Annotated in this window: 18 protein-coding genes; 7 read left to right on the top strand and 11 right to left on the bottom strand. The window is 35.2% G+C overall.

Going from position 1 to position 22,881, the window contains the following annotated elements; genetic code table 11:
- Positions 1-178 precede the first annotated feature (178 nt).
- The 5 genes from DT250_RS26245 to fdhF all read right to left on the bottom strand — a co-directional run bounded on the left by DT250_RS26245 (position 179) and on the right by fdhF (position 8,659).
- Positions 179-1,594 carry an amino acid permease gene (locus tag DT250_RS26245; protein WP_098133106.1) on the bottom strand — a complete coding sequence of 472 codons (1,416 nt, stop codon included), beginning with the start codon at positions 1,592-1,594 and terminating at the stop codon, positions 179-181.
- Positions 1,595-1,697: 103 nt separating this feature from the next.
- Positions 1,698-2,831, bottom strand: coding sequence for an alanine dehydrogenase (gene ald, locus DT250_RS26250; RefSeq protein WP_048541645.1), 1,134 nt, complete (start codon positions 2,829-2,831; stop codon positions 1,698-1,700).
- Positions 2,832-3,200: 369 nt separating this feature from the next.
- The gene (locus DT250_RS26255) at positions 3,201-5,072 is read right to left on the bottom strand and encodes a glycerophosphoryl diester phosphodiesterase membrane domain-containing protein (protein WP_088061797.1); all 1,872 of its coding nucleotides are present in this window, start codon (positions 5,070-5,072) and stop codon (positions 3,201-3,203) included.
- A 155-nt stretch (positions 5,073-5,227) separates the two neighbouring features.
- On the bottom strand, positions 5,228-5,710 hold the full coding sequence (locus DT250_RS26260) for a helical membrane plugin domain-containing protein (RefSeq protein ID WP_048541641.1): 483 nt from the start codon (positions 5,708-5,710) through the stop codon (positions 5,228-5,230).
- A gap of 12 nt (positions 5,711-5,722) precedes the next feature.
- The gene (gene fdhF / locus DT250_RS26265) at positions 5,723-8,659 is read right to left on the bottom strand and encodes a formate dehydrogenase subunit alpha (protein ID WP_000840694.1); all 2,937 of its coding nucleotides are present in this window, start codon (positions 8,657-8,659) and stop codon (positions 5,723-5,725) included.
- 299 nt (positions 8,660-8,958) lie between these two features.
- On the opposite strand from fdhF, the gene fdhD reads away from it, so the two are divergent.
- Entirely contained in the window at positions 8,959-9,765 is an 807-nt protein-coding gene (gene fdhD / locus DT250_RS26270) for a formate dehydrogenase accessory sulfurtransferase FdhD (RefSeq protein ID WP_088608954.1), read from the top strand.
- Between the two features lie 220 nt (positions 9,766-9,985).
- A complete protein-coding gene (locus DT250_RS26275) occupies positions 9,986-10,492 on the top strand; it encodes a GNAT family N-acetyltransferase (protein ID WP_000405878.1) in 507 nt (168 codons plus the stop codon).
- 510 nt (positions 10,493-11,002) lie between these two features.
- Here DT250_RS26275 and DT250_RS32405 read toward each other — a convergent pair.
- Positions 11,003-11,125 (bottom strand): hypothetical protein, encoded by a 123-nt coding sequence (locus tag DT250_RS32405; RefSeq protein ID WP_080492832.1) that lies wholly within the window; start codon positions 11,123-11,125, stop codon positions 11,003-11,005.
- 329 nt (positions 11,126-11,454) lie between these two features.
- On the opposite strand from DT250_RS32405, the gene DT250_RS26285 reads away from it, so the two are divergent.
- The 3 genes from DT250_RS26285 (at position 11,455) to DT250_RS26295 (ending at position 14,404) form a co-directional block, all read left to right on the top strand.
- Complete coding sequence (locus tag DT250_RS26285; RefSeq protein ID WP_088121252.1) at positions 11,455-12,126, top strand: response regulator transcription factor; 672 nt, start codon at positions 11,455-11,457, stop codon at positions 12,124-12,126.
- 65 nt (positions 12,127-12,191) lie between these two features.
- The gene (locus tag DT250_RS26290; RefSeq protein WP_088608953.1) at positions 12,192-13,646 is read left to right on the top strand and encodes a HAMP domain-containing sensor histidine kinase; all 1,455 of its coding nucleotides are present in this window, start codon (positions 12,192-12,194) and stop codon (positions 13,644-13,646) included.
- 245 nt (positions 13,647-13,891) lie between these two features.
- On the top strand, positions 13,892-14,404 hold the full coding sequence (locus DT250_RS26295; RefSeq protein ID WP_000351216.1) for a GNAT family N-acetyltransferase: 513 nt from the start codon (positions 13,892-13,894) through the stop codon (positions 14,402-14,404).
- 32 nt (positions 14,405-14,436) lie between these two features.
- On the opposite strand, the gene pdxR is transcribed toward DT250_RS26295, so the two are convergent.
- The gene (gene pdxR, locus DT250_RS26300; protein WP_149213938.1) at positions 14,437-15,837 is read right to left on the bottom strand and encodes a MocR-like pyridoxine biosynthesis transcription factor PdxR; all 1,401 of its coding nucleotides are present in this window, start codon (positions 15,835-15,837) and stop codon (positions 14,437-14,439) included.
- Positions 15,838-15,957: 120 nt separating this feature from the next.
- Here pdxR and DT250_RS26305 point away from each other — a divergent pair, with 120 nt between their 5' ends.
- Together DT250_RS26305 and DT250_RS26310 are read left to right on the top strand one after the other, a co-directional pair.
- A complete protein-coding gene (locus DT250_RS26305) occupies positions 15,958-16,884 on the top strand; it encodes a DMT family transporter (protein WP_149213939.1) in 927 nt (308 codons plus the stop codon).
- Between the two features lie 115 nt (positions 16,885-16,999).
- Positions 17,000-17,524: a DUF4871 domain-containing protein gene (locus DT250_RS26310; protein ID WP_075310643.1), complete on the top strand. Its 525-nt coding sequence runs from the start codon at positions 17,000-17,002 to the stop codon at positions 17,522-17,524.
- Positions 17,525-17,821: 297 nt separating this feature from the next.
- On the opposite strand, the gene DT250_RS26315 is transcribed toward DT250_RS26310, so the two are convergent.
- The 4 genes from DT250_RS26315 to DT250_RS26330 all read right to left on the bottom strand — a co-directional run bounded on the left by DT250_RS26315 (position 17,822) and on the right by DT250_RS26330 (position 22,858).
- Positions 17,822-19,021, bottom strand: coding sequence for an NAD(P)-dependent malic enzyme (locus DT250_RS26315; RefSeq protein WP_088608950.1), 1,200 nt, complete (start codon positions 19,019-19,021; stop codon positions 17,822-17,824).
- Positions 19,022-19,080: 59 nt separating this feature from the next.
- Positions 19,081-20,427, bottom strand: coding sequence for a 2-hydroxycarboxylate transporter family protein (locus DT250_RS26320; RefSeq protein WP_149213940.1), 1,347 nt, complete (start codon positions 20,425-20,427; stop codon positions 19,081-19,083).
- A 122-nt stretch (positions 20,428-20,549) separates the two neighbouring features.
- Positions 20,550-21,257 carry a response regulator gene (locus tag DT250_RS26325; RefSeq protein ID WP_088061782.1) on the bottom strand — a complete coding sequence of 236 codons (708 nt, stop codon included), beginning with the start codon at positions 21,255-21,257 and terminating at the stop codon, positions 20,550-20,552.
- Positions 21,254-22,858 carry a sensor histidine kinase gene (locus tag DT250_RS26330; protein WP_149213941.1) on the bottom strand — a complete coding sequence of 535 codons (1,605 nt, stop codon included), beginning with the start codon at positions 22,856-22,858 and terminating at the stop codon, positions 21,254-21,256. The genes DT250_RS26325 and DT250_RS26330 overlap by 4 nt, the downstream gene beginning before the upstream one ends.
- Positions 22,859-22,881 lie beyond the last annotated feature (23 nt).

Raw genomic sequence — 22,881 nt, forward strand, 5'->3', positions numbered from 1 at the left:
ATATGTGTCAATGAAATCTCATACATTTTTCCGAACATTTTGTTCATATTTTAATAAGGCTTACACATATTTTCCACATCCATTACATCCTCATACAAAAAAGGATGTACATTTTGCACAAAAGAAAAAGCCTTGCGCGCTCCCTAGACGCACAAGGCTTACTATACTTATATCCCTTTTAATTAGCTTGTTCTAAATTATCCTGCGAACTTCCATCGTCTTTTAAATGACTATGTTTTTTCGAATAAACAAAGTATACAACTACTCCGATTGCTAACCAAACACCGAAGTATATCCATGTTTTTAACGGTAAATTTGCCATTAAGAATAGACAACATGCAACTGAAATAATCGGTAAGATCGGTACAAGTGGTACCATAAATCCACGTTGTAATTTCGGATGCGTTTTACGAAGAATGATAACAGTTACACCAACCATGGCGAATGTTAATAACGCTCCAATATTCGCTAAATTCGACAATTCTTTTAAATCGATAAATCCAGCAATTAAAGCACTACCAATTCCTGTTAACCAAACTGAAAATGTTGGAGCTTCAGTCTTCTTGTTAATTTTCGCGAAAGATTTTGGCAATAAACCGTCACGGCTCATTGCGAAGAATACACGAGTTGTTGCATAAATGTAAGCGAAAATTACAGCCATAATTCCGATTACAGCTCCAATAGCAATTACACCAGCCACTTTATCTTGTCCTACAACTTCTAACACATATGCCATAGCTTCAGGTACATCTAATTCCTTATAAGAAACCATACCTGTCATAACGAGACAAACTACAACATAAATGATTGTACAAATAACTAACGAAGCAATAATACCAATCGGTAGATCACGTTGCGGATTTTTTACTTCTTCAGCAGAAGTTGCTAATGCATCAAATCCTAAGAAAGCAAAGAATACTGCTGCTCCTCCGGCGAAAACTCCACTTATGCCGTACGGTGCAAATGGTATCCAGTTTTCTGGTTTCACGTAGAATACACCAACTGCAATGAATAAAACAACAATACCAATTTTAATTAATACCATTATGTTATTCACACGCTTACTTTCTTTCGTACCTCGTGATAATAACCAAGTTATCACCAACGTAACGATAATTGCGGGTAAGTTCACCATACCACCTTGCGATGGAATCGTTAACAAGGCTTTAGGAATTTCAAGTCCTAATCCACTAACTAAGTTATTGAAATAACCCGTCCATCCGCCAGCTACTGCGGCAGTTGTTACGACATATACGGATAACAATGTCCATCCCATTAAATGGGCAACAAACTCACCAATTGTTGCATATGAATATGTGTACACACTACCTGAAACAGGAAGTGTAGATGCAACTTCTGCATAACATAATGCTGCAAATCCACAAACAATTGCTGCTATCATGAATGAAAAAATAACTGCTGGACCAGCATCTCTTGCTGCTACTAATCCTGTTAATACTAGAACTCCTGTACCGATTATCGCACCAATCCCTAGCATTGTTAGGTCGAATGCCCCTAGCGTTTTCGTTAAAGTTTTACTTTTACTTTCCCCTAACAATTGCGTAACGGATTTCTTTTTAAATAGGTTGGCCACGATGTATGCCCCCTTTTGCCAAGAAGAGCTAAGAGATCTTCACTCTTAGCTCTTCTCATGTTGTTTTATATATTGTTCGATTTTGTTTTGTATAATGCTTCTATTAGCAAGATACTGTTTCTGCTTCTAATAATTCTTTAGCACCTTTGTACTCTACACCGTGAGCTTCTGCAACTGCTTCGAATGTTACATAGCCGTCTAATGTGTTAATACCTTTTAGTAATGCAGCGTTTCCTAGGCAAGCTTCTTTGTAGCCTTTGTTAGCAATTTGTACTGCATATGGTACTGTTACGTTTGTTAATGCAAGAGTTGATGTACGTGGAACCGCACCTGGCATGTTTGCAACTGCATAATGAACAACGCCGTGTTTTTCGTAAGTTGGGTTATCATGAGTTGTAATACGGTCAGTTGTTTCGAAAATACCACCTTGGTCAATCGCGATATCTACAACAACAGAACCTGGTTCCATTGATTTAATCATTTCTTCTGTTACAAGTTTTGGCGCTTTTGCACCTGGGATTAATACTGCACCGATTACAAGATCAGACTCTTTTACAGCTTCTGCAATATTGTAAGGATTAGACATTAAAGTTTTTACTTGGTTTCCGAAAATGTCATCTAATTGACGAAGACGTTCTGCACTTAAGTCGATGATTGTTACATCCGCACCTAGTCCAACTGCAATTTTAGCAGCATTTGTACCAGCTTGTCCACCACCGATGATTGTTACTTTACCACGTTTAACCCCTGGAACACCTGCAAGTAAGATACCTTTACCGCCTTTGTTTTTCTCAAGGAATTGTGCACCAATTTGTGCAGCCATACGACCAGCTACTTCACTCATAGGTGCAAGTAATGGTAGAGAACGGTTTTCTAATTGTACTGTTTCATATGCAATAGAAACAACTTTCTTTTCGATTAATGCTTTTGTTAATTCTGGTTCTGGAGCTAAGTGTAAGTATGTGAATAAGATTAAACCTTCGCTGAAGTGTTTGTATTCGCTTTCAACTGGTTCCTTAACTTTCATAACCATTTCCATGTTCCAAGCTTCTTCAGCTGTATCAACAATTTTTGCTCCCGCTTCAACATACTGAGCATCTGTGAAACCAGATCCTAAACCTGCACCCTTTTGAATGAATACTTCGTGATTGTTACGAATTAAATGTACAACACCTGCTGGTGTCATTGCCACACGGTTTTCGTTGTTTTTAATTTCTGCTGGTACCCCAATACGCATAATGAAATGCCCCCTTATAATTAACAGAAAAAAGAGATTCTTTTTTCTTTTTGTAATAATTAATAACTTATGTCCTTATTCTAGCATAACTTAAAAGTTATGAAAACGCTAACATACTATTTTTTTAAAGTTTATATATTTAGAATAGTGTAAATATATGGAACATTGATTCTATTAGCATCTTCATGCCATTTCATTATCTATCACTCTATTTTTATTATACGCCCTAAAAATAAGAAGTAATCATTTATTATTCGACAATAATGTAACAATGTAAGAAACCTAAGTATCGACGTATACATATACACTTATTACTGTACACAATACTTTAGAGATATATTCTTTTCCTAAAAAAACAGCTGCAGGCATTTAGCCAGCAGCTGGATAACTTATAAATAACTTGGAAAATAAATCATCTGTTGTTTCACTAATTTTATCAAACAGATCACTTTCTTCCGCTTCTTGCTCTTTTAACATCTTAATTGTTTCACGTGCATCTTCAGGATAATCGGTAATGATACCATCTACGTTTAATTTATAATATCCCTTTAAACTTTCCATATCATTTACCGTCCATACGTAAATCGGCTTGTTTAACTTTCTTGCTTCTTTTACTAATTTCTTATTTAACATGTATTCTTCTGCTACATAAAAATCAGCCTTCACATTCTTTAAGTTGGCTCTACTTGCATACAGTATATATCCTACTTTTATATTTGGATTTGCACGTTTAAACTCTTTAATAAGCGGATAGTGTAGCGTTTGAATGACACATTGTTTCTCAAATTCATTATCTTTAATCACTTTTAATACTTTGTTTACGAAATCTTTTTCGCCACCATGAAGCTTCACTTCAATATTAAGTTTGATTTTGTTCTTTGACAGCTTAATGATCTCATCAAGTGTACTGATTTGTCCTGACAATCCGTCTTGACTAAGAGTAAGCTGCCTTAACTCATCCATCGTTAAATCTGACACATGAACATTAGCATTAGCAAGACGTTTTAGCTTCAAATCATGTATAACTGCTAGTTCACCGTCTTTCGTTTGCAGTACATCAATTTCAGCATAGTCTGCTTTCGCATCAATAGCTCCCTGCACAGCTTCTTTCGTATTCTCTACACCTTTTGAAATATAACCACGATGAGCCATAATAATTGGTTCTTTATATGTGTTTGTAATAAAGGTAACAATGAAGGCAACAACCATTCCAGCAGTAATAATTCCTACAATATATACGCCAATAAATTTCCAACGATGTTTTTGGAAGAAACATTTATCTGCTTTCGTTTTCGAATAATCTAATCCTTCTTCTAATAAAACATCTTCGACCGCAACCTTTTGTAAATACAATCTTGTTAACGCCATAATATAAAACGGCGTCATAATAAAGCTAAATAGGTACAATGTACTTGTTAAGAAGACTGAAATAGTTGACTCTGCTAGTAGTGCAAATGTCCCTTCTGGGTTCGTAAATTCATACACTCCCCACAGACAAAGTAAATAAATTCCTACACATAAAAGAAAGACGATTCCTACAGATATGAAAAAACCTACTAAAAAGAACAATACTTTAAAGAAGCTTTCTTTTACTAAGTTCGCACTTTTTCGTGCTGCCGTACGGAACGGCTTCTTCTCTAAAACGATAATAGGTAAAACAAAAATCCAACGAAGATTTAAATAGGCAACTACAGCAAAGAAAGTATAATATCCAACTTGCCCCATTGTTGTCTTAAATAGTTCACCTGTAATAAAATTAGGAATTTGAATTTCAGGAATCAATGCAGATTTATATCCCATACTTAATAGTGGTAATAGTACAACTGCATACAAAACAAATCCGGGTAAGCAATATGTAAACAGGGAAGGTAAATACGTTACTGTTTTATACAAAATTGGACGTAGTCTCACCTTTTGCCTTTTATGAGCGAAGTACGAAATGATAATAAGTACTGCAAACTCTGTAAATATAAGAAACAATGCCAATATAGATAAAATTAAAATCGCCAAAATCCCGTATGGTGTTTTCAAAAATGCTAATAACTCATCATTTGTTGCGTTTGCATACCCACCAAAGTACAACAACTTATTGAAAATAATACCGAAAAGTGGGATAAACACAATCGCTGCTAACAATTTATAAGCAAGTTGGAATGTTAACACATTCCAAAAAGCAAATCTAACAGTTTGAAAGGAATGTCTCATTACTCCTGGTATAGATAGTCTTTTACGGTGTTGCATATATTCCTCCATATTCTAAAACGGTATTTGAGATGGATTCCATATTTCCATTTCTAATCCATCTTTTTAATAATAATATATTCCGCTTAACATGAACACTCTTATACATACAATGAAAAAAGTGATGGCTACGTCCCATCACTTTTTCATTTACCCTATTTTTTCTCTAATCCTTGCCCAAATGCTTTCAAGAAGCTAAAACCGAATGTAATGGCTCTATTGATATCTGGATCTTTTAACACTTTAAAGAAATCCATCACTTTTGTTTTTTTACCACTATTTAATTCATCTGTTGCAAATTGCAATCCAGTAACTAAACTCGATGTGATTTGCTTCGTTACTTCTGGGTCAACTGCAGATAGCGCTTCCCCCGCCCCCATCATATTGTTGAGTGCATTTTTAACGGGTTCACGATTTAATTGCTCCACAGCGATTTTTGAAACATCTTCCTTCGCAGCAAGTAAACTAATCGCTGCATCTAATATCCCAGCCTTCTGCAACTGTGCTAAAAGCTGCATCGTTTCTTCTACTGCTTCACGATTATTAGATAGCTCATGTAGAAGTTCATCTGCTAATTGCTGTTTCTGTTCTTCCTCTGTTACAACTTTCTTTTTAATTAACGTAATTTCTTTCGCCACTATCTCCGCCCCCTAGTCCACAAGTGATACGTATTGTTTTCTTTGCCACTTTTGCTCGATTTCAACACCATTTTGCGGATTACGCTTTTTATCTCGCGGGTTTGAAGATGGTAACGGACGATTTCCTTTTTCACGTAACACACGCATTTTCACCATCGTTTGTTTATATGCTGGTGTACACGTATAAAGGTCTGTTGCCGTCCCAGTTAAAATATTGATTGCCTCTTCATTTACTGTTGCATGCATTGGTAAATATAGCTCTTTCCCCGTTACACGATCAGTAATAAGCGCTTGTACTTTAATTTTCCCAAATGGTGATGCTAATTCTACAAGACCACCATCTTTTACATTGCGCTCTATAGCGAGTTCAGGTGAAATTTCAACGAATACTTCAGATACTTTAGATAAAATACCAGCCGACTTATTCGTCATATTCCCTTCATGGAAATGTTCTAGCATACGACCATTATTTAAAAGTAAATCATACTCATCTGGCGCTACAACCGGTGGTACCCATTCATCTAATGATAAACGAGCAAGTTTATCTGGGAAGTTAAATCCATCTACATATAATAGCGGTGTATCGCTACCATCATGACTACCCCAACATAAACTATTCCATCCTTCTAGACGGTCATACGTCGCTTGAGAGTATAACGGTGCAAGTGATGCGATTTCGTCCATAATTTCACTTGGACTTTCGTAATTCCAATCCCCGCCCAGTGCACGAGCAACTTTTTGCAAAATCCACCAGTCTGGTTTGGAATCACCAAGCGGTTTCAATACTTCATATAATCTTTGAATACGGCGCTCTGTATTCGTAAACGTTCCTTCTTTTTCTAAGCTTGGTGCTGCCGGTAAAATAACATCAGCAAAACGAGCTGTTTTTGATAAGAACATATCTTGAACAACGAGGAAGTCTAAATTTGATAAAATATGTTGCACATGGTTCGCATTTGAATCGACTAAAGCCATTTCTTCACCCATGACATACATACCGCGTAGTTTTCCTTCTTCCGCTGCAAGTAACATTGCAATATTATTTAATCCTGGTGCTTTCGGAATAGTTGTACCGTATGCTTTTTCAAATTTCGCACGAAGCGTATCATCTGATACTGCTTGATAACCAGGAAGCCAGTTTGGTAATGTTGCCATATCACAAGCACCTTGTACGTTATTATGCCCTCTTAATGGGTATGCACCTGCACCAGGACGACGATAGTTACCCGTAACAAGTAGTAAATTTGAAATTGCTGCTGATGTCGTACTTCCTCCTGTATTTTGAGTTACACCCATTCCCCAAAGTATACAAGTACCATCTGCTTCATATACCATACGGGCCATTTCTTTTAACTGAGCTTTAGAAATCCCCGTAATTTCTTCTGTGTAATCAAGCGTATACTTTTCTAACATTTTGCTATATTCATCAAAGTTCTTCACATTTTCAGCTAAAAACTTTTTATCGTGCCAATCTTGATCAATGATATATTTCGTAATACCTGCAAGCCATACGTAATCCGTTCCTTGGCGCGGATGAATAAATAGATCCGCACGCTCTGCCATTTCATGTTTACGAAGGTCTGCTACAATCAGTTTTTGCTCGTGTAATTTATGAGCACGTTTTACTCTCGTAGCAAGTACAGGATGTCCTTCTGTTGGATTCGCACCAACGATAATAACAAGGCCTGCTTCAGCTATATCTTTCACTGTTCCAGCATCCCCGCCCATACCGACAGTTTTAAATAAACCGTCTGTCGCTGGAGATTGACAATAACGAGAACAGTTGTCCACATTATTCGTTCCATATATTTGTCGGGCTAGTTTTTGCATAAGGTAATTTTCTTCATTCGTTACTTTCGATGAAGAAATGAATCCAAATGCATCGCTGCCATATTGAGATTTAATATGCTGCATGTTAGAAGCAACAACTTCTAATGCTTCTTCCCATGAAGCTTCAACAAACATATCTCCTTGGCGAATTAATGGCTTCGTAATTCGATCTTCACTATTTACAAAGTCCCATCCAAATTTACCTTTTACACATGTGGAAATACCATTAACAGGTGCATCTGAAACAGGTTGCACTTTTAATATATGGCGATCTTTTGTCCATACTTCAAAGGAACAACCGACACCACAAAATGTACAAACTGTTTTTGTTTTATTAACTTTCGTCTTACGCATCGCAGCCTCTACTTCTGAAACCGCTAAAATACTACTATATCCAGGCTCTACATCCTTTACAAAATCAATCATTGGATCTAACACATCTGGTTTTAATCCAGTCATGAACCCAGCTTCACCTAGCATTGTTTTTTCCATTAACGCATTACATGGACATACTGTTACACACTGCCCACAACTTACACAAGATGAGTCATTTATGCTTACACCATGATCCCATATAACACGTGGACGATCTAAGTTCCAGTCTATCGATATAGTTTCATTAACCTGTAAGTTTTGACATACTTCTACACACTGTCCACAAGCAATACATTGATTTGGATCATACCGATAAAACGGATGTGACATATCCACTTCACAAGCACTTACTTTCGGCTCATACGGATATTTCTGTTCTTCAATTCCCATCATATGTACCGTGTTATGGACTTTACAGTTACCATTATTGTTATCACAAACGGTACAATACAATAAATGATTCTCTAATATTCGATCCATTGCCTCAGTCTGTGCCTCTTTTGCACGCTGGGACTGTCTTTCAATATGCATACCGTTCTCTAATTTCGTTGAACAAGCACGTAATAACTTCCCATTTACTTCTACAATACACGTATCACAAGTTTGAATTGGATCTACTTCTGGTACATGACAAATTTGAGGATGTTCCAAATTACTCTCGTTAAATAATTGTAGTATCGTCTTTTCACCCGATGTGGAAAATTCTTTACCATCCACGGTTACACGGACTGTCTGTTCTGCCATAGTTTCCCCTCTCCTTACAACCAACTGTACAACACAATTATGAATCCGTTTTCAAAATCGCATTACTGTACATATTTTTGAACGCTCTGTCCGAATACTTTTCTTATGAAGTCGATTCTAGATGTTATAAGGTATAACTACGAAAGCTTGAAAATATCACTATTCTACAGTTCTATTATATCGTACATATACAATAATAACCAAAATAATCTGTGATTTCCTTGCTAATAGGTGTTTTTATTTCCCCATTGTTTTATGATAAATATGGGAGAGAAATACATATAAAAGGGGAATTAAATATGGGGCCTACGCAAGAGACTTATACAATTGTACGCTATCAATCTGGTACATTTTCAAAACAACTGGATGAGATTGTTACAGAATCTCCTATTACTATTAAATTAAATGGTGAAGAATATGTAACAGTTGTATGCACACCAAATTATATTGAAGATATGGTAATTGGTTTTTTAATTTCTGAAGGAATTATTGCTTCCTATAAAGATGTTGAAGAACTATGGGTGCAAAAAGATAACGGAATTGTCCATGTAACATCATCAAAAGTAAATCCACTCTATCAAACTTTATATAATAAACGATACATCACTTCTTGCTGTGGAAAAGGTAGACAAGGTTTTATTTTCGTTAACGATGCAGCAAAAGCAAAAGATTTACATGATATACATGTAAAAATTACTCCTGAAGAATGCTTTCACTTAATGAATACTTTACAACAATCTTCCACTACCTTTCGCCAAACCGGTGGGGTTCACAATACCGCGCTATGTGATCGAAACAATATCCTCCTATCAAGAATGGATATTGGAAGACATAATGCATTAGATAAAATATATGGTCATTGTTTACGCAACGATATATCCGTTAAAGGAAAAATCATCGCATTTAGCGGGCGTATTTCATCCGAAATTTTACTCAAAGTTTCAAAAATCGGATGTGAAATGGTTCTATCTAAATCCGCTCCAACAAAATTAGCATTACAACTTGCTCACGATTTAGGCATTACAGTCGTAGGATTTATTAGAAATGAATCTTGCAATATTTACACACATCCACATCGAATTGATGGTTATCAATCGAATAACTAAAATAACTCCTCGGTTGAGGAGTTATTTTAGTTATAAAAACGTAATATATTAAAGACTTGAATAGTTAATGAAGTTAATATATAATTTCATTACATATTAAAAACAAAACATTGTAGCATATATCTTTTCATTCTTTTACAAATTAAAAGAGACTGTTAACAAAACGCATACACAATCTTATTGAAGTAATGGATTTATTTCGACCAAGGAGGTTATAACTATGGAAATTCGCTTATTAACGACAGAGGACGCAGAAATATATTTAAAAGTTTGTATGGAAGGTTTAACGAAGAACCCGGAAGCTTTTAGCTCTTCTTATGAAGATGTTCTTAAACATGAGGATCCTGTAGCTGCTATGGCAAAACGATTAAGCAATCCGGATAAGTATACTCTAGGGGTCTTCAAAGATAACGATTTAATCGGCATTTCTACTTTAGAAACAAAGCCTTTCATTAAACAAGAACATAAAGCAAAAATCGGTTCCGTTTTTGTTTCCCCAAAAGCGCGTGGCCTTGGAGCAGGAAGAGCTCTAATTAAAGCAATTATCGAAAATGCCGATAAATTACATGTAGAACAACTTATGCTCGATGTTGTAGTTGGTAACGATGCCGCAAAAAAATTATATGAGTCATTAGGCTTCCAAACTTACGGCGTACAAGAGCGTTCATTAAAACATAACGGGCAATATTGGGACGAGGAACATATGGTTCTGTTCTTAAATGATTAATACTTCAATATAGTTTTTTAAAAGCATCTTCTTATTAAGGAAGGTGCTTTTTTCATTACAACAATGTAATCTTCATGTCACCTTTATCGATCGTACCAAACCTTTCCATTCATTATACTAAAAGTATAAAGTGAAACTTTACTCAGTGGAAAGCTTTACCTCCACTGAGTATTAGCCCTCACCAATCGGGCTTTTATGGGCAGTTGATCTTCCATCTAACTTCTTCGCATCCATTAAATATTTAGATGGAAGTCTTACTGCCCATTAATGCGGGGTAAAGTGACACTTTCATTAGTGAGGTACCAATCATGAAATGAACGTATAGCATTCAATTGATATATAAAGGAGAATGTGACATGAAACAAAACAAACGAGCTATGCTTTTAATATTTACTACAGCAATTGTAACTTCTGGTTTAGCAATTTTACCTTGGTTTATTATATAAAACTATTCCCCTAATAACGAAAAAAAGCTTATTGCTTCTTAAGAAGCAATAAGCTTTTTCTATATTATAAAATCCCCAAAATTTTATTTACACAACTTATAATAATAACCATAGATACGGTAATGCACATGACAACCGTATTACGATCTTGCTTTTCTTTTTTTGAAATTTCTTCTTTTGGATTCATGTGTATGATCTCCTTTTAAAAAAAGTGTGAGATAGGAAATTTTTCTTATCCGATGCGAGGTGAATACGAAAACCCTCTCTATCTCACATACACAATAGAATGGAATTGTCATTTTATAAATAAAATGACATGACGTTATGTCGCAACATAGGGTATTTTGTGTCGCTACGTTTTCTATTATAAAAAATAGTTGTGCAAAACTAGTGCATTTTTTATGTCAATTACTCTGAGCGAGAAATCACTCTTCCACTCAATCACATAAAAAGAGTTTTTTATCATTTTCATGTAAACTATACAAGTAGAATGAACAGTTTGGGGTGCACAAGATTATGGTAAAAATTTTATTAGTAGACGATGAAGAACGTATGTTACGATTATTAGATCTGTTCTTAAGTCCTCGTGGCTATTTTTGTATGAAAGCTACCTCTGGCCTTGAAGCACTAAAGTTAATAGAACAAAAAGACTTCGATATTATTTTGTTAGATGTAATGATGCCGAATATGGATGGATGGGATACTTGCTATCAAATCCGTCAAATTTCCAACGTTCCAATCATTATGCTAACAGCTCGTAATCAAAATTACGATATGGTGAAAGGCCTCACTATGGGCGCGGATGACTATATTACAAAACCCTTTGATGAGCATGTATTAGTCGCAAGAATCGAGGCTATATTACGCCGTACAAAGAAAGACGGCTTCGTTAGCTTCAATGGTATTGAGTGGGATAAAACGAAACATACTGTCACAGTATATGACGGAAAAATCTCACTAACTCCTATCGAATTTTCGTTACTTGGACTATTTTTACAAAATACAAACCGTGCTTATAGCCGAGATGATTTAATCGAAAAAATTTGGGGTTATGAAACAGACATTGAATATAGAACAATCGATTCACATATTCGCAATATCCGTGATAAACTACGCAAAAAAGGATTTCCAGTTGAAAATTACTTAGAAACTGTCTATAAAGTCGGATATAAATGGAAAAGTGAATAATTACTTCGGTCAGTGGAAAATATCGTACCACTGACCCTTTATTATGAATAAGGTATGGTGAGAAAATGAGTAAACTTTCACTTAAAATCGGGACATACTTTTTAATATTAGCTTTATGCATTGAAACAATTGCTTTCGTTTCTTTTTACAAAAGCATTTCAACAATGCGGATTGAGGAAGAAACACTTGCTCTTTTAGAAAAAGGTAATCGCTATAGTAAAAAAATTAAAAGTCGCGAGAGACGGGATGAATATTATAAAGAAATGCAACACGCTGAACACAATAAAAATCCTAAACGCCCCGTGTACCCCGAGTTCGATATTGCGAATGCGGCTGCACACTTAGTTGAATCGGAATCAATTTCTAACTCCGATATAGCTATCATTATTACTGACCATAACGGCAAAATTATTTCCACCTCAGAACCCGTAACAAAAGAAATGCAAAAACAACTTACTTGTAAAACAGAATCTGTCCCAGAAAGCGGATTAATCGTTGAAAGAAACTGGAAAAAATCAAAATTCATCACAACAGTAAGCCAACTTAACACAACAAAGTTTCAAGGAAAGTTATATATGTTATTAAAAACATCTTTCTTAGAAAATATGTTACTTAAACTCATGAACCAATTTCTTATCATTAGTGTTTTAACAATTATTTTAACGACTATTTCTGTCTTTGTTTTTTCTCGTGTTATTACAGAACCGCTTATAAAAATGAAGAAGGCAACAGAAAAAATGTCAAAGTTAAATAAGCCAATTCAATTAGGTATTAAACGGAATGATGAACTTGGAAGTTTAGCAAAAACGATTGAAGATTTATCTAGTGAACTGACTTATATGAAAAAAGAACGCAATGAATTTCTCGCTAGTGTTGCCCATGAACTATTAACTCCATTAACCTATATGAAAGGTTATGCGAAGGTAGCAAAGAGAGACTCTTTAACGAAAGAAGAGCGTGAAGAATACTTACAAATCATTGAGGATGAAACAGATAGTGTAACCGATCTCGTCCAAGATTTATTTATGCTGGTGCAATTAGAACAACACCAGTTTGTTATAAAAAAACAAAAAGTGATTCTTCAACCATTTTTAGAACGAATGGTTGAAAAAACAAAAACAACATTAACAAATAAACAAATGCAACTCCATGTATATTGCAAAGATGATTTAGAAGTTTGCATAGACGAAAGACGTATGGAACAAGTTATGTTAAATTTATTACACAACGCTTATCAACATTCGCCAGAAAACACTACTATTACGATACGCGTACTCACAGAAACAGATTCTTTTACAATAAGTGTAGCCGATGAAGGAGAAGGTATTCCTGAAGAAGATATCCCGCATATTTTTGATCGTTTTTATCGTGTTGATAAATCGAGAACGAGAGCTACTGGAGGAAAAGGTATCGGGCTAGCTGTTGCAAAAGAAATTGTAGAATTGCATAACGGTTCCATTCTAGTAACAAGCCAATTAGGAGTAGGAACAAACTTTAGAATCGAGCTACCTTTTGAATAAGATGCGTGTGAAAACACCAGTAGTAGTAAACACTACTGGTGTTATTTTGTTCATAAAATCAGCTCATATAAGCTAACCTTTTGAAATTATTCTTATTTCAATATAAAATAAAGTAAAACTTTAACCAATCGGGCAGTTATCTCCCACCTAAAATCCGCGCATTCGCCGGATTTTAAAGTTGGATTCTTACTGCCCGCAAATAGCGGGGTAAAGGTACATTTGCAAAGATTTGGAGGGTGATATAATTGGATATCCATGTATTAACAAAAGATGAAGCAGAAATTTACTTAGAACTTCGTGTAGAAGGATTAAAGCAAAACCCTGAAGCTTTCAGCTCTTCTTATGAAGATATTATTAATAAAGAGTGTGCGATTGAATATAAAGCACAAAAATTAGCACAAGATGAAAACTATACGCTAGGTGCATTTAAAGATGGACAATTAATCGGAGTTGCAACGCTGGAAACGAAACCATATGTAAAACAAGAACATAAAGCTAAAATTGGTTCTGTATATGTGTCTCCAAAAGCACGCGGACTTGGAGCAGGAAAAGCACTTATTAAAGAATGTCTTGAACTTGCTAAATCTTTAGAAGTAGAACAAGTTATGCTTGATGTTGTTGTTGGCAACGATGGTGCGAAGAAACTTTATGAATCATTAGGTTTTAAAACATTCGGTGTACAAGAACGTTCACTGAAATATAACGGACAGTATTGGGACGAAGAGCATATGGTCTTATTCTTAGATGAAAATAAATAATAAAAAACATCCTCATGCCTGGAGGATGTTTTTTACTTTCTTGTATACCATGCCTTATGTAATAATTGAACCGCTTTCGCAATTTCGTCTTCTGATAAAATTGCAAACCCAAGTAAAACTACATTTTCAGGCGCAGTACCGTCTTTATAGTACGTAGAAACAGGATATATTTTAATACTATATTTTGCAGCTTCTTTAATTAGTTCTTCTTCTCGCATTCCATTATGCACTTTTAATAAAATGTGTAATCCAGAATCTTCTCCTATCACTTCAACACGATTAGAGAAATACTTCTCTATTTCAAAAACAAGTCGATCCCTCTTTTTTCGGTAGACGACGCGCATTTTATGAATATGTTTTCCCCAATAGCCTTCATTTAAAAACTTTCTAATCACTTCTTGGTCCATTCTTGAAACACTTTGTGTATAAAACAAATATTCCTTTTGATATTTTTCAATTACATTCTTCGGTAATACTATATAGCTCATCCGTAATGAGGGCAACAAAGCTTTTGAGAGCGTCCCCATATAAATAACTTTCCCATCTGTATCTAAACCTTGTAGTGCCGGAATTGGCTTTCCTGAATAACGAAATTCACTATCGTAATCATCTTCAATAATATACCTGTCTTCCTCTTTCTTCGCCCATTGTAAAAGCTGCGTCCTTCTCGTAATAGGCATAATCATTCCATATGGGAATTGATGAGATGGAGTTACAAATACAACATTCGCATCGCTATTTTCTAAATCTGCCATACAAATTCCGTCTCTATCTAAAGACAACATTTGAACCTTCTTCTCTCCCTGTTCAAAAACGACCATTTTCCTATGATAACCTGGATTTTCAACAGCATAATTACTTCCCTTTAACAATTGAAACAGTAACTTCACTAATATTTGTGTTCCCGCCCCTAATACAATTTGGCTAGCTGAACAACGCACACCTCTAGATTCATACAAATAGTTGGCAATTTCCTCCCTCAGGCTCAATTCCCCTTGAGGATGTCCAAGAAAAAGCAATTCATTATTATGTGGTTGCCATACATCATTTATAAGCTTGCGGTACGTAGTGAACGGAAACGTATTCGTATCAACCCCTGTTTGGGTGAAATCAAATGTATAGTTCTCCTCCCGAAACGGTACTTCTTCTACTTTCGCTTCACTTCCTTCTACATAAATCATTTGTTCAACTTTACATACAAAATAACCTTTTCTCGATGCTGACTCAATATAACCTTCTGCAAGTAATTGCTCGTAAGCCGCTTCTACTGTATTCTTACTCACTTGTAAATAGCTTGCCAGCTTTCTTTTTGCAGGTAATTTTGTTAAAGCCGGAATCGTTCCATCTTTAATCTCTTTTTTTATATACTCATACAATTGCACGTACAATGCTCTTTTACTATTCACATTTAAATTAGGCGTTAATTCTAACATAATATCTGACCCCTTAATAAAACTAAAATCTGATACTTTTTACAGTACCAGAAGTTATATATAATTCCTTTTATCATGTCACACATAAAAAATCAAATACCGGAGAGGAGAAACATGATAATGAACAATGGTAGACGTATCGGACTCATTATGATTATTATAGGGGCTACATTATGGGGATTATCTGGTCCAATGATTCAGTGGCTATTTCAGCATACTAATGTATCCTCAATTGATTTTTTAACAATTCGCTTGTTGCTTGCGGGAATATTTATTTTATCTTTCTTACTTATAAAGAAACAAAACATATTTCAAATTTGGAAACATCCTAGACATTCTATACAACTTATTATTTTCTCTATTCTCGGCATGCTTGGTGCGCAATACGCCTTTATTGAAACAGTTCATATTAGTAACGCCGTTACAGCGACATTATTTCAATTTCTTGGCCCTGTTCTTATTACCATTTATGTCGCATTTGGACAAAAAAAATTCCCAGCGTCTATGCAACTGCTCGCAATTATAACAGCACTAACGGGGACATACTTTATTATTACAAATGGTTCAATTGAAAATATTGTTTTATCAAAAGAAGCCATTATTTTTGGTCTATTAACTGCAATTGGATTTGCATTTTATACCCTTCATCCAGCCTCTCTTATTAAAGAATGCGGAACAACTGTAGTAATTGGCTGGGGAATGTTAATTGGCGGTATTGCCCTGCTTATTTGTAATCGCTCGTTTGAATGGAATCAACTTTCACAAACTTTTACATCAAAAACTTTTTCTATGCTTATTCTTATCATCATAAGTGGCACTCTTTCTTTCCTCCTTTATATCGGTAGTCTGAAATATTTAGCAGCAACAGAAACGAGCATTTTATCTAGCATTGAACCACTTGTAGCTGCCATCGTTTCAATCGCTTGGCTAAATGAATCCTTTGGAGCATATCAATTATTAGGCGGCGTATGTATCGTTCTTTCTGTTATTTTCTTAACGATGCCACAAAAAGAGAATGAACCTACCTTTTCAACTGAACAAATATAGAAAATGTCAAAAGAGGTCGTACAAAACTTACGACCTCTTTTTATACTTTAAAGGAATTGTCCCGCTTTCTAGCAAATACAATTACACTAACAATAAAATTTAGGAGTGTGACACCATGAAAAAAATTGGAACTATGCTACTTTTCTCCTTTCTCATCGCTGGATGCACACAAGCGCAGCCTGATTCAGAAGTACCTAAAAAAGAAGCTATCGCCACGTCATCCACTCAAGTTAATGCACCTTCCTTCTTTCATCTTAGCGTTTTAAAAGATGTAAATTGGGAAGAAACACCCTCCTTCATACAAGAAAAAATACCTTTAAAAGGTATCGAAGAAAAAATCGCAATGGCTGATAGCCCTATTATCGCAAATGAAAAAAATGAAATGATGTGGTACTTTTTAGATCCTGAAATGCCAACTGGAAAACTATCTATTATTGCACTAAAGCAAGGATCAATAACTCCAACACCCGTACTCTTTCAACAAGAAACTTCCAAACCAACTTGGACTACTTCAAATACAATTGATTCTACTACAAACGAACTCCCTCTCACTATGTCACTACCTTCATCTGGATTATGGGTATTAAATATATATGTGAATGAAAAATATTATGATCAGTTTTTAATTACCGCTGAGTAAAGTGACAAAACTAAAACCCTTTCTTACAACAATGTAATTTCTACGTCATATACTTCGATAGTTGAAGTATCTCCCTTCTCTTATACTTAAAGTAAGAAATGACATGAGGAGAGATGAGAGATGAAAAAAATGATAGAAGTGATCGTAGCAGTAACTGAGGTTTTAGTAAATGGTAAACAAGTTGCAATGGAATTAAATAAATAGTGAAGACACACAAATAAATAATTTTACACTTCTTCATTATTTTGATTTCTTATCTCAAAAAAGCAGTGCCTTTTTAGGCACTGCTTTTAGCTATTAATAACTTGGTATTTTCATAATTTGCGCCACACCTGAATCAATGGCCGCTTTCGCTACAGCTTCCGCAACACTTGGAACAACTCTTTTATCTAACGGATTCGGGATTACATAATTCGCATTACGTTCTTCGTCCGTAATGATGTTAGCGATCCCATATGCTGCCGCTAATTTCATCTCTTCTGTAATATCAGTCGCGCGCACATCTAACGCACCACGGAATATCCCTGGGAACGCCAATACATTATTTACTTGATTCGCATAATCCGAGCGTCCGGTTCCTACTACAGCTGCCCCAGCCTCTAATGCATCCTCTGGGAAGATTTCTGGAATTGGATTCGCCATAGCAAACACAATTGCTTTCTCATTCATCGTTTGTACAAGTTCTTTCGTTAATACGTTAGGAGCAGATACGCCAATAAAAATATCAGCTTGATGAATCGCTTCTTTTAACGTTCCACGCACATATTCTCGATTTGTCTTTTTGGAAACTTCAATTTGTGCTTCGTTCATCCATGATTCACCTTCACAAACAATACCTTCTAAGCTAACTAACGTAATGCGCTTTGCACCAGCTTTTAATAATAATTTTCCAATTGCAATTCCTGCCGAACCCGCACCGTTAATAACAATTTTCACATTATCCATTTGTTTGCTAACAACTTTTAATGCATTAATAACAGCTGCTAAGACGACAATAGCGGTCCCATGTTGATCATCATGGAATACAGGAATATTTGTTTCTGCTTTTAATCGCTTTTCAATTTCAAAACAACGTGGTGCCGCAATATCTTCTAAGTTAATTCCTGCAAACGTAGGCTCTAAATTTTTCACAAGAGTAACGATTTCATCCACATCAGTCGTACCTAAACATAACGGGAAAGCATCTACATTCGCAAATTTCTTAAATAAAATACTCTTCCCTTCCATAACAGGCATAGCTGCTTTCGGTCCAATATTCCCTAAACCAAGTACCGCTGTTCCATCTGAGATAACTGCCACCATATTACCGCGTGCCGTATAGTCATACACTGTTTCTTCATCCGCCGCAATTGCTTTGCAAGACTCCGCTACACCTGGTGTATATGTCAGGCTTAAATCATCCGCTGAATTTACTTCTACTTTACTTGTAATTTCAATTTTCCCTACTAATTCTTTATGCAGTAACAATGATCTTTCATTAATTTGATTATCTAACATACTTATAATCTCCCCTTAAATTGACAAGCTAGCTATATGAATATAGCTAGCTTGTTTGATCATGAAAACATTTTCAATAAAATTGTCGCTGTTACAACCATTGCTGCCCCGCCTAAACGTGTTGAAATTTGCGCAAACGGCATTAATTCCATACGATTTGAAGCTGATAAAATAGCAACATCTCCAGTTCCACCTAAACCACTGTGACATCCCGTTACAATTGCTGATTCAACTGGATACATTTTCATCACTTTCCCTACAAGAAAACCTGATGCTACCATTGTAAGAACAACTGATGCGCACACAACAACATATCCTACTGAAAGAACTGCTGCTACGTCTTTTAACGGAATATATAGCAATCCTAATCCAACCATTAACGGCCAAGTTAAATTCTTCGAAATGAATTTATATAAATGGAATGCTCCTTGCTCCATTTTTGCTGGCATTAATTTAAAGTATTTCACAAGTGCTGCTGAGAAAATCATAATGATTGCCCCAGGAATACCGATGAAATTAGAAGCAAATCCTCCGAAGATGAAGAACGTACACGCAATTAATAAACCTGCTCCCATTAATGAGAAGTCAATTGGCTTCTCTGTATTTTGTTCTTTTAATAACTCTGCTTGATTGTCTGTTTTCACTAATACACCGTTACCACTAAGCTCCGGTTTCTTCTCACCTAAACGCTTCATATACCCTGCACTCACGATTGCGAACATATTTCCAATAATAGCCGCTGGAATAAGTTGTGATACAAACGTTGCTGATGATTCATTTAAAATATCACTATAAGCTAGCGACAATGGTAAAATCCCTTCCCCAATACCACCACTCACAATTGGTACGATGATAAAGAAGAATGTTTGCTTCATTTCAAATCCAAATAGTGAACCGACCAATAATCCTACCGCTACAGAAGCTAACGTCCCTACTACTAAAGGTATAAACATACGAACGAAACCTTGTACTAATACTTTACGATTCATTCCTAAAATACTTCCGACTACTAAACAAGAAATATATAAATATAAAAAGTTCGATTTTTTCATTAACATAGTCGCAGCTTCCATTGAAGCTGGATTCATCCAGTTAAAAAATACAAGTAATGATGGAATAAATAATGAAAGTATTGCCGGGCCGCCGATATTTTTTAAAATTGGAATTCTCATTCCAATGTCGCCTAAGAAAATACCCATGATCATAATAACTGCAAATCCACCAATCATATCTGCTGGCAATTTATTATATACAGATGCCCCATAAATAATAGCAGCCAATACTACATATAACGGTAAAGGTATAACACCGATTTTTACATTCATAATTTTAGAAGCGAAAGATTCTCTTTGTACTTCATTTCCTCCAGAAAATGATACCGCTTCCACATTCTTTTGAATTCCCATATGGCACCTCCTTGTTTTCTTAATAACAATATTAAAACGCTTTCAATAGTAAAAATAGTTTTTGTAAGTTTTGTAATTGATTTTGTAATTAAAAAAAGTATAAGCGACTTATAATAAGTCGCTTATACGTAAAACTCTATTTTATTTTGGTCAATACATCTTAATTTACTCACTGGTCTTCCTACATGTTGATACACCATTTCGTTTTCTAATACTCCAATTTCAGTCAAAAACATTACATACTTTCGAATAGAAACTCTTGAAACTCCAACTAATTGCGCCATTTGATCTGTTGTAAACGCTCGTCCATTCAGCGACTCGATCTTTTGCCAAATTAATTGCATCGTTTGCTTCGTTAATCCTTTCGGAAGCTCTTTAGTGACAGTAGGCTCTCTTTTTTCTTTTTGCAAAATTAACGAATCTAATTCCGATTGACTAATTTTTTGTTGTTCTTTCATGAAAGTAAGCTTTTCTCGATATATAGTTAACGCCTTTTTAAATCGTTCAAATGTAAATGGTTTAATTAAATAATCTACTACACCATATTGTAATGCTTTTTTAATACTCCCCATATCATGTACAGCTGAAATCATCATAATATCGATTTCTTTTTCTTGGTTCCGAATATACATTAAAAGCTCAAATCCAGTTTCTTCAGGCATAAAAATATCAAGTAATACTAAATCTACTCGTAATTCCTCTAATACTTCTATCGCTTCTTTAACGGAGTTAACTGCTTGAACAAGTTCAAACCCTCCTACTTGCTCTAAATAATGCGTATTTAACATTGCTACCATCGGGTCATCTTCTACAATTAAAACTTTAATCATATTTGCCTCTCATCCCTACCTTTAGGTATTTCAATTGTTATCGTTGTTCCCTTTCCTACTAATGAATGCATATGAATTTCCCCATTTATTCGCTGTATACTTTCTTTTACAAGATACAAACCATAACCACGGTTATCTCCCTTTGTGGAATAACCTTTCGTAAATAATGCCCCTATTTCTTCTTCTGGTATACCTTTCCCCGTATCTTGTACTGTAATGATTAATGTATCCCCATATTGTATCTCAAGTTCAACTTGCTTCTTTTTACAATTCATCACTGCCTCTAATGCATTATCAATTAAATTTCCGACAATCGTAATTAGTTCATGAATAATACTTTCATCATCTATTTCCGGCATGTAAGAATCTTCACTTATGATTAATTTTATATTTTTCTCTCTAGCATAGCTAAGTTTCCCAAGTAAAAAACCAGCAAATACTGGACTTTTTATTCTCTCCATAACCCCACCAATTTCATATTGATGCTCTGATACCATACCGCTTATATACTTCTGTAATTCTTCATACTGCTTCATGTGTGTAAGTCCTAATACGACATGCATTTTATTCATAAATTCATGCGATTGTGCCCGTAATGCTTCCGCATATAGTCTAATACCAGTTAATTCTTCTGCTAATTTTCTAACCTCTGTTTTATCACGAAATGTTGCAATTGCACCAACTATTTCTCCTTTTACATATAAAGGAACACGATTCGTCACAATCGTAATTCCATAAATATTTTGTTCTTCGTTTAATTGTACCTCTCCCGTTTGTAATACTTCTTTTATACGTGAATTAGGCATATACAACTCAACATCTTTACCGATAAAATCTTCTTCAAGTCCACTTTTCTTAAACAATCGTTTTGCCTCATTATTTATTAAAGTTACATTGGCTTCTTTATCTACAGCAATAATACCTTCCTTTACAGATTGTAGCATCGTATTTCTTTCTTCAAGAATTTTCGCTATCCTGTGAGGTTCAAGACCGAATAAACTTTTCTTTATATGTCTAGCTAGCAATATTGCTCCTATAATTCCAACTAGTACTCCAACTCCGACACCAATGTAAATGATATGTCTACTTTCCCTAACTCTCTCTTTTACATTATCTGCTGAAATACCAACGGCCACCGCTCCAAGTTGTTCACCTGTTTCAGAAAATACAGGTACAAACACTCGCATTGAAATACCTAAAGTTCCTTCTGCCAGCGATACATGTTCCTTTCCTTTCAATGCAGGCCCTTCATCTCCCCCAATAAAATGATAGCCTATTTTTTGAGGATTTGGATGTGATTTTCTTATTCCATTCATGTCCATAACTACAATGAATTGAACACCTGTATTTTTTAATATTCTATTTGTATACGTTTGGATTGCAGAAGTATCTGCCTTCCCAATCAAACCATCGATTACAATTGAATCATTCGCCACAATGTGTGCAATTGTTTTTGCTTTCTCTGCTTGGCTATCCTCCGTCGTCCGTTCTACATTATGACTAATTAATATATCTGTCACAAGTAAAGAAAAAATTACAACTGTACAAACTAACAATGTAATCGTTTTCCATAAATTCCATAGTCTTTTTCTTTTTTTCATCCCGTTAATGACTCCCCTAATTG

The organism is Bacillus sp. AR2-1 (genome assembly GCF_008368755.1).
Lineage (GTDB): Bacteria > Bacillota > Bacilli > Bacillales > Bacillaceae_G > Bacillus_A > Bacillus_A wiedmannii.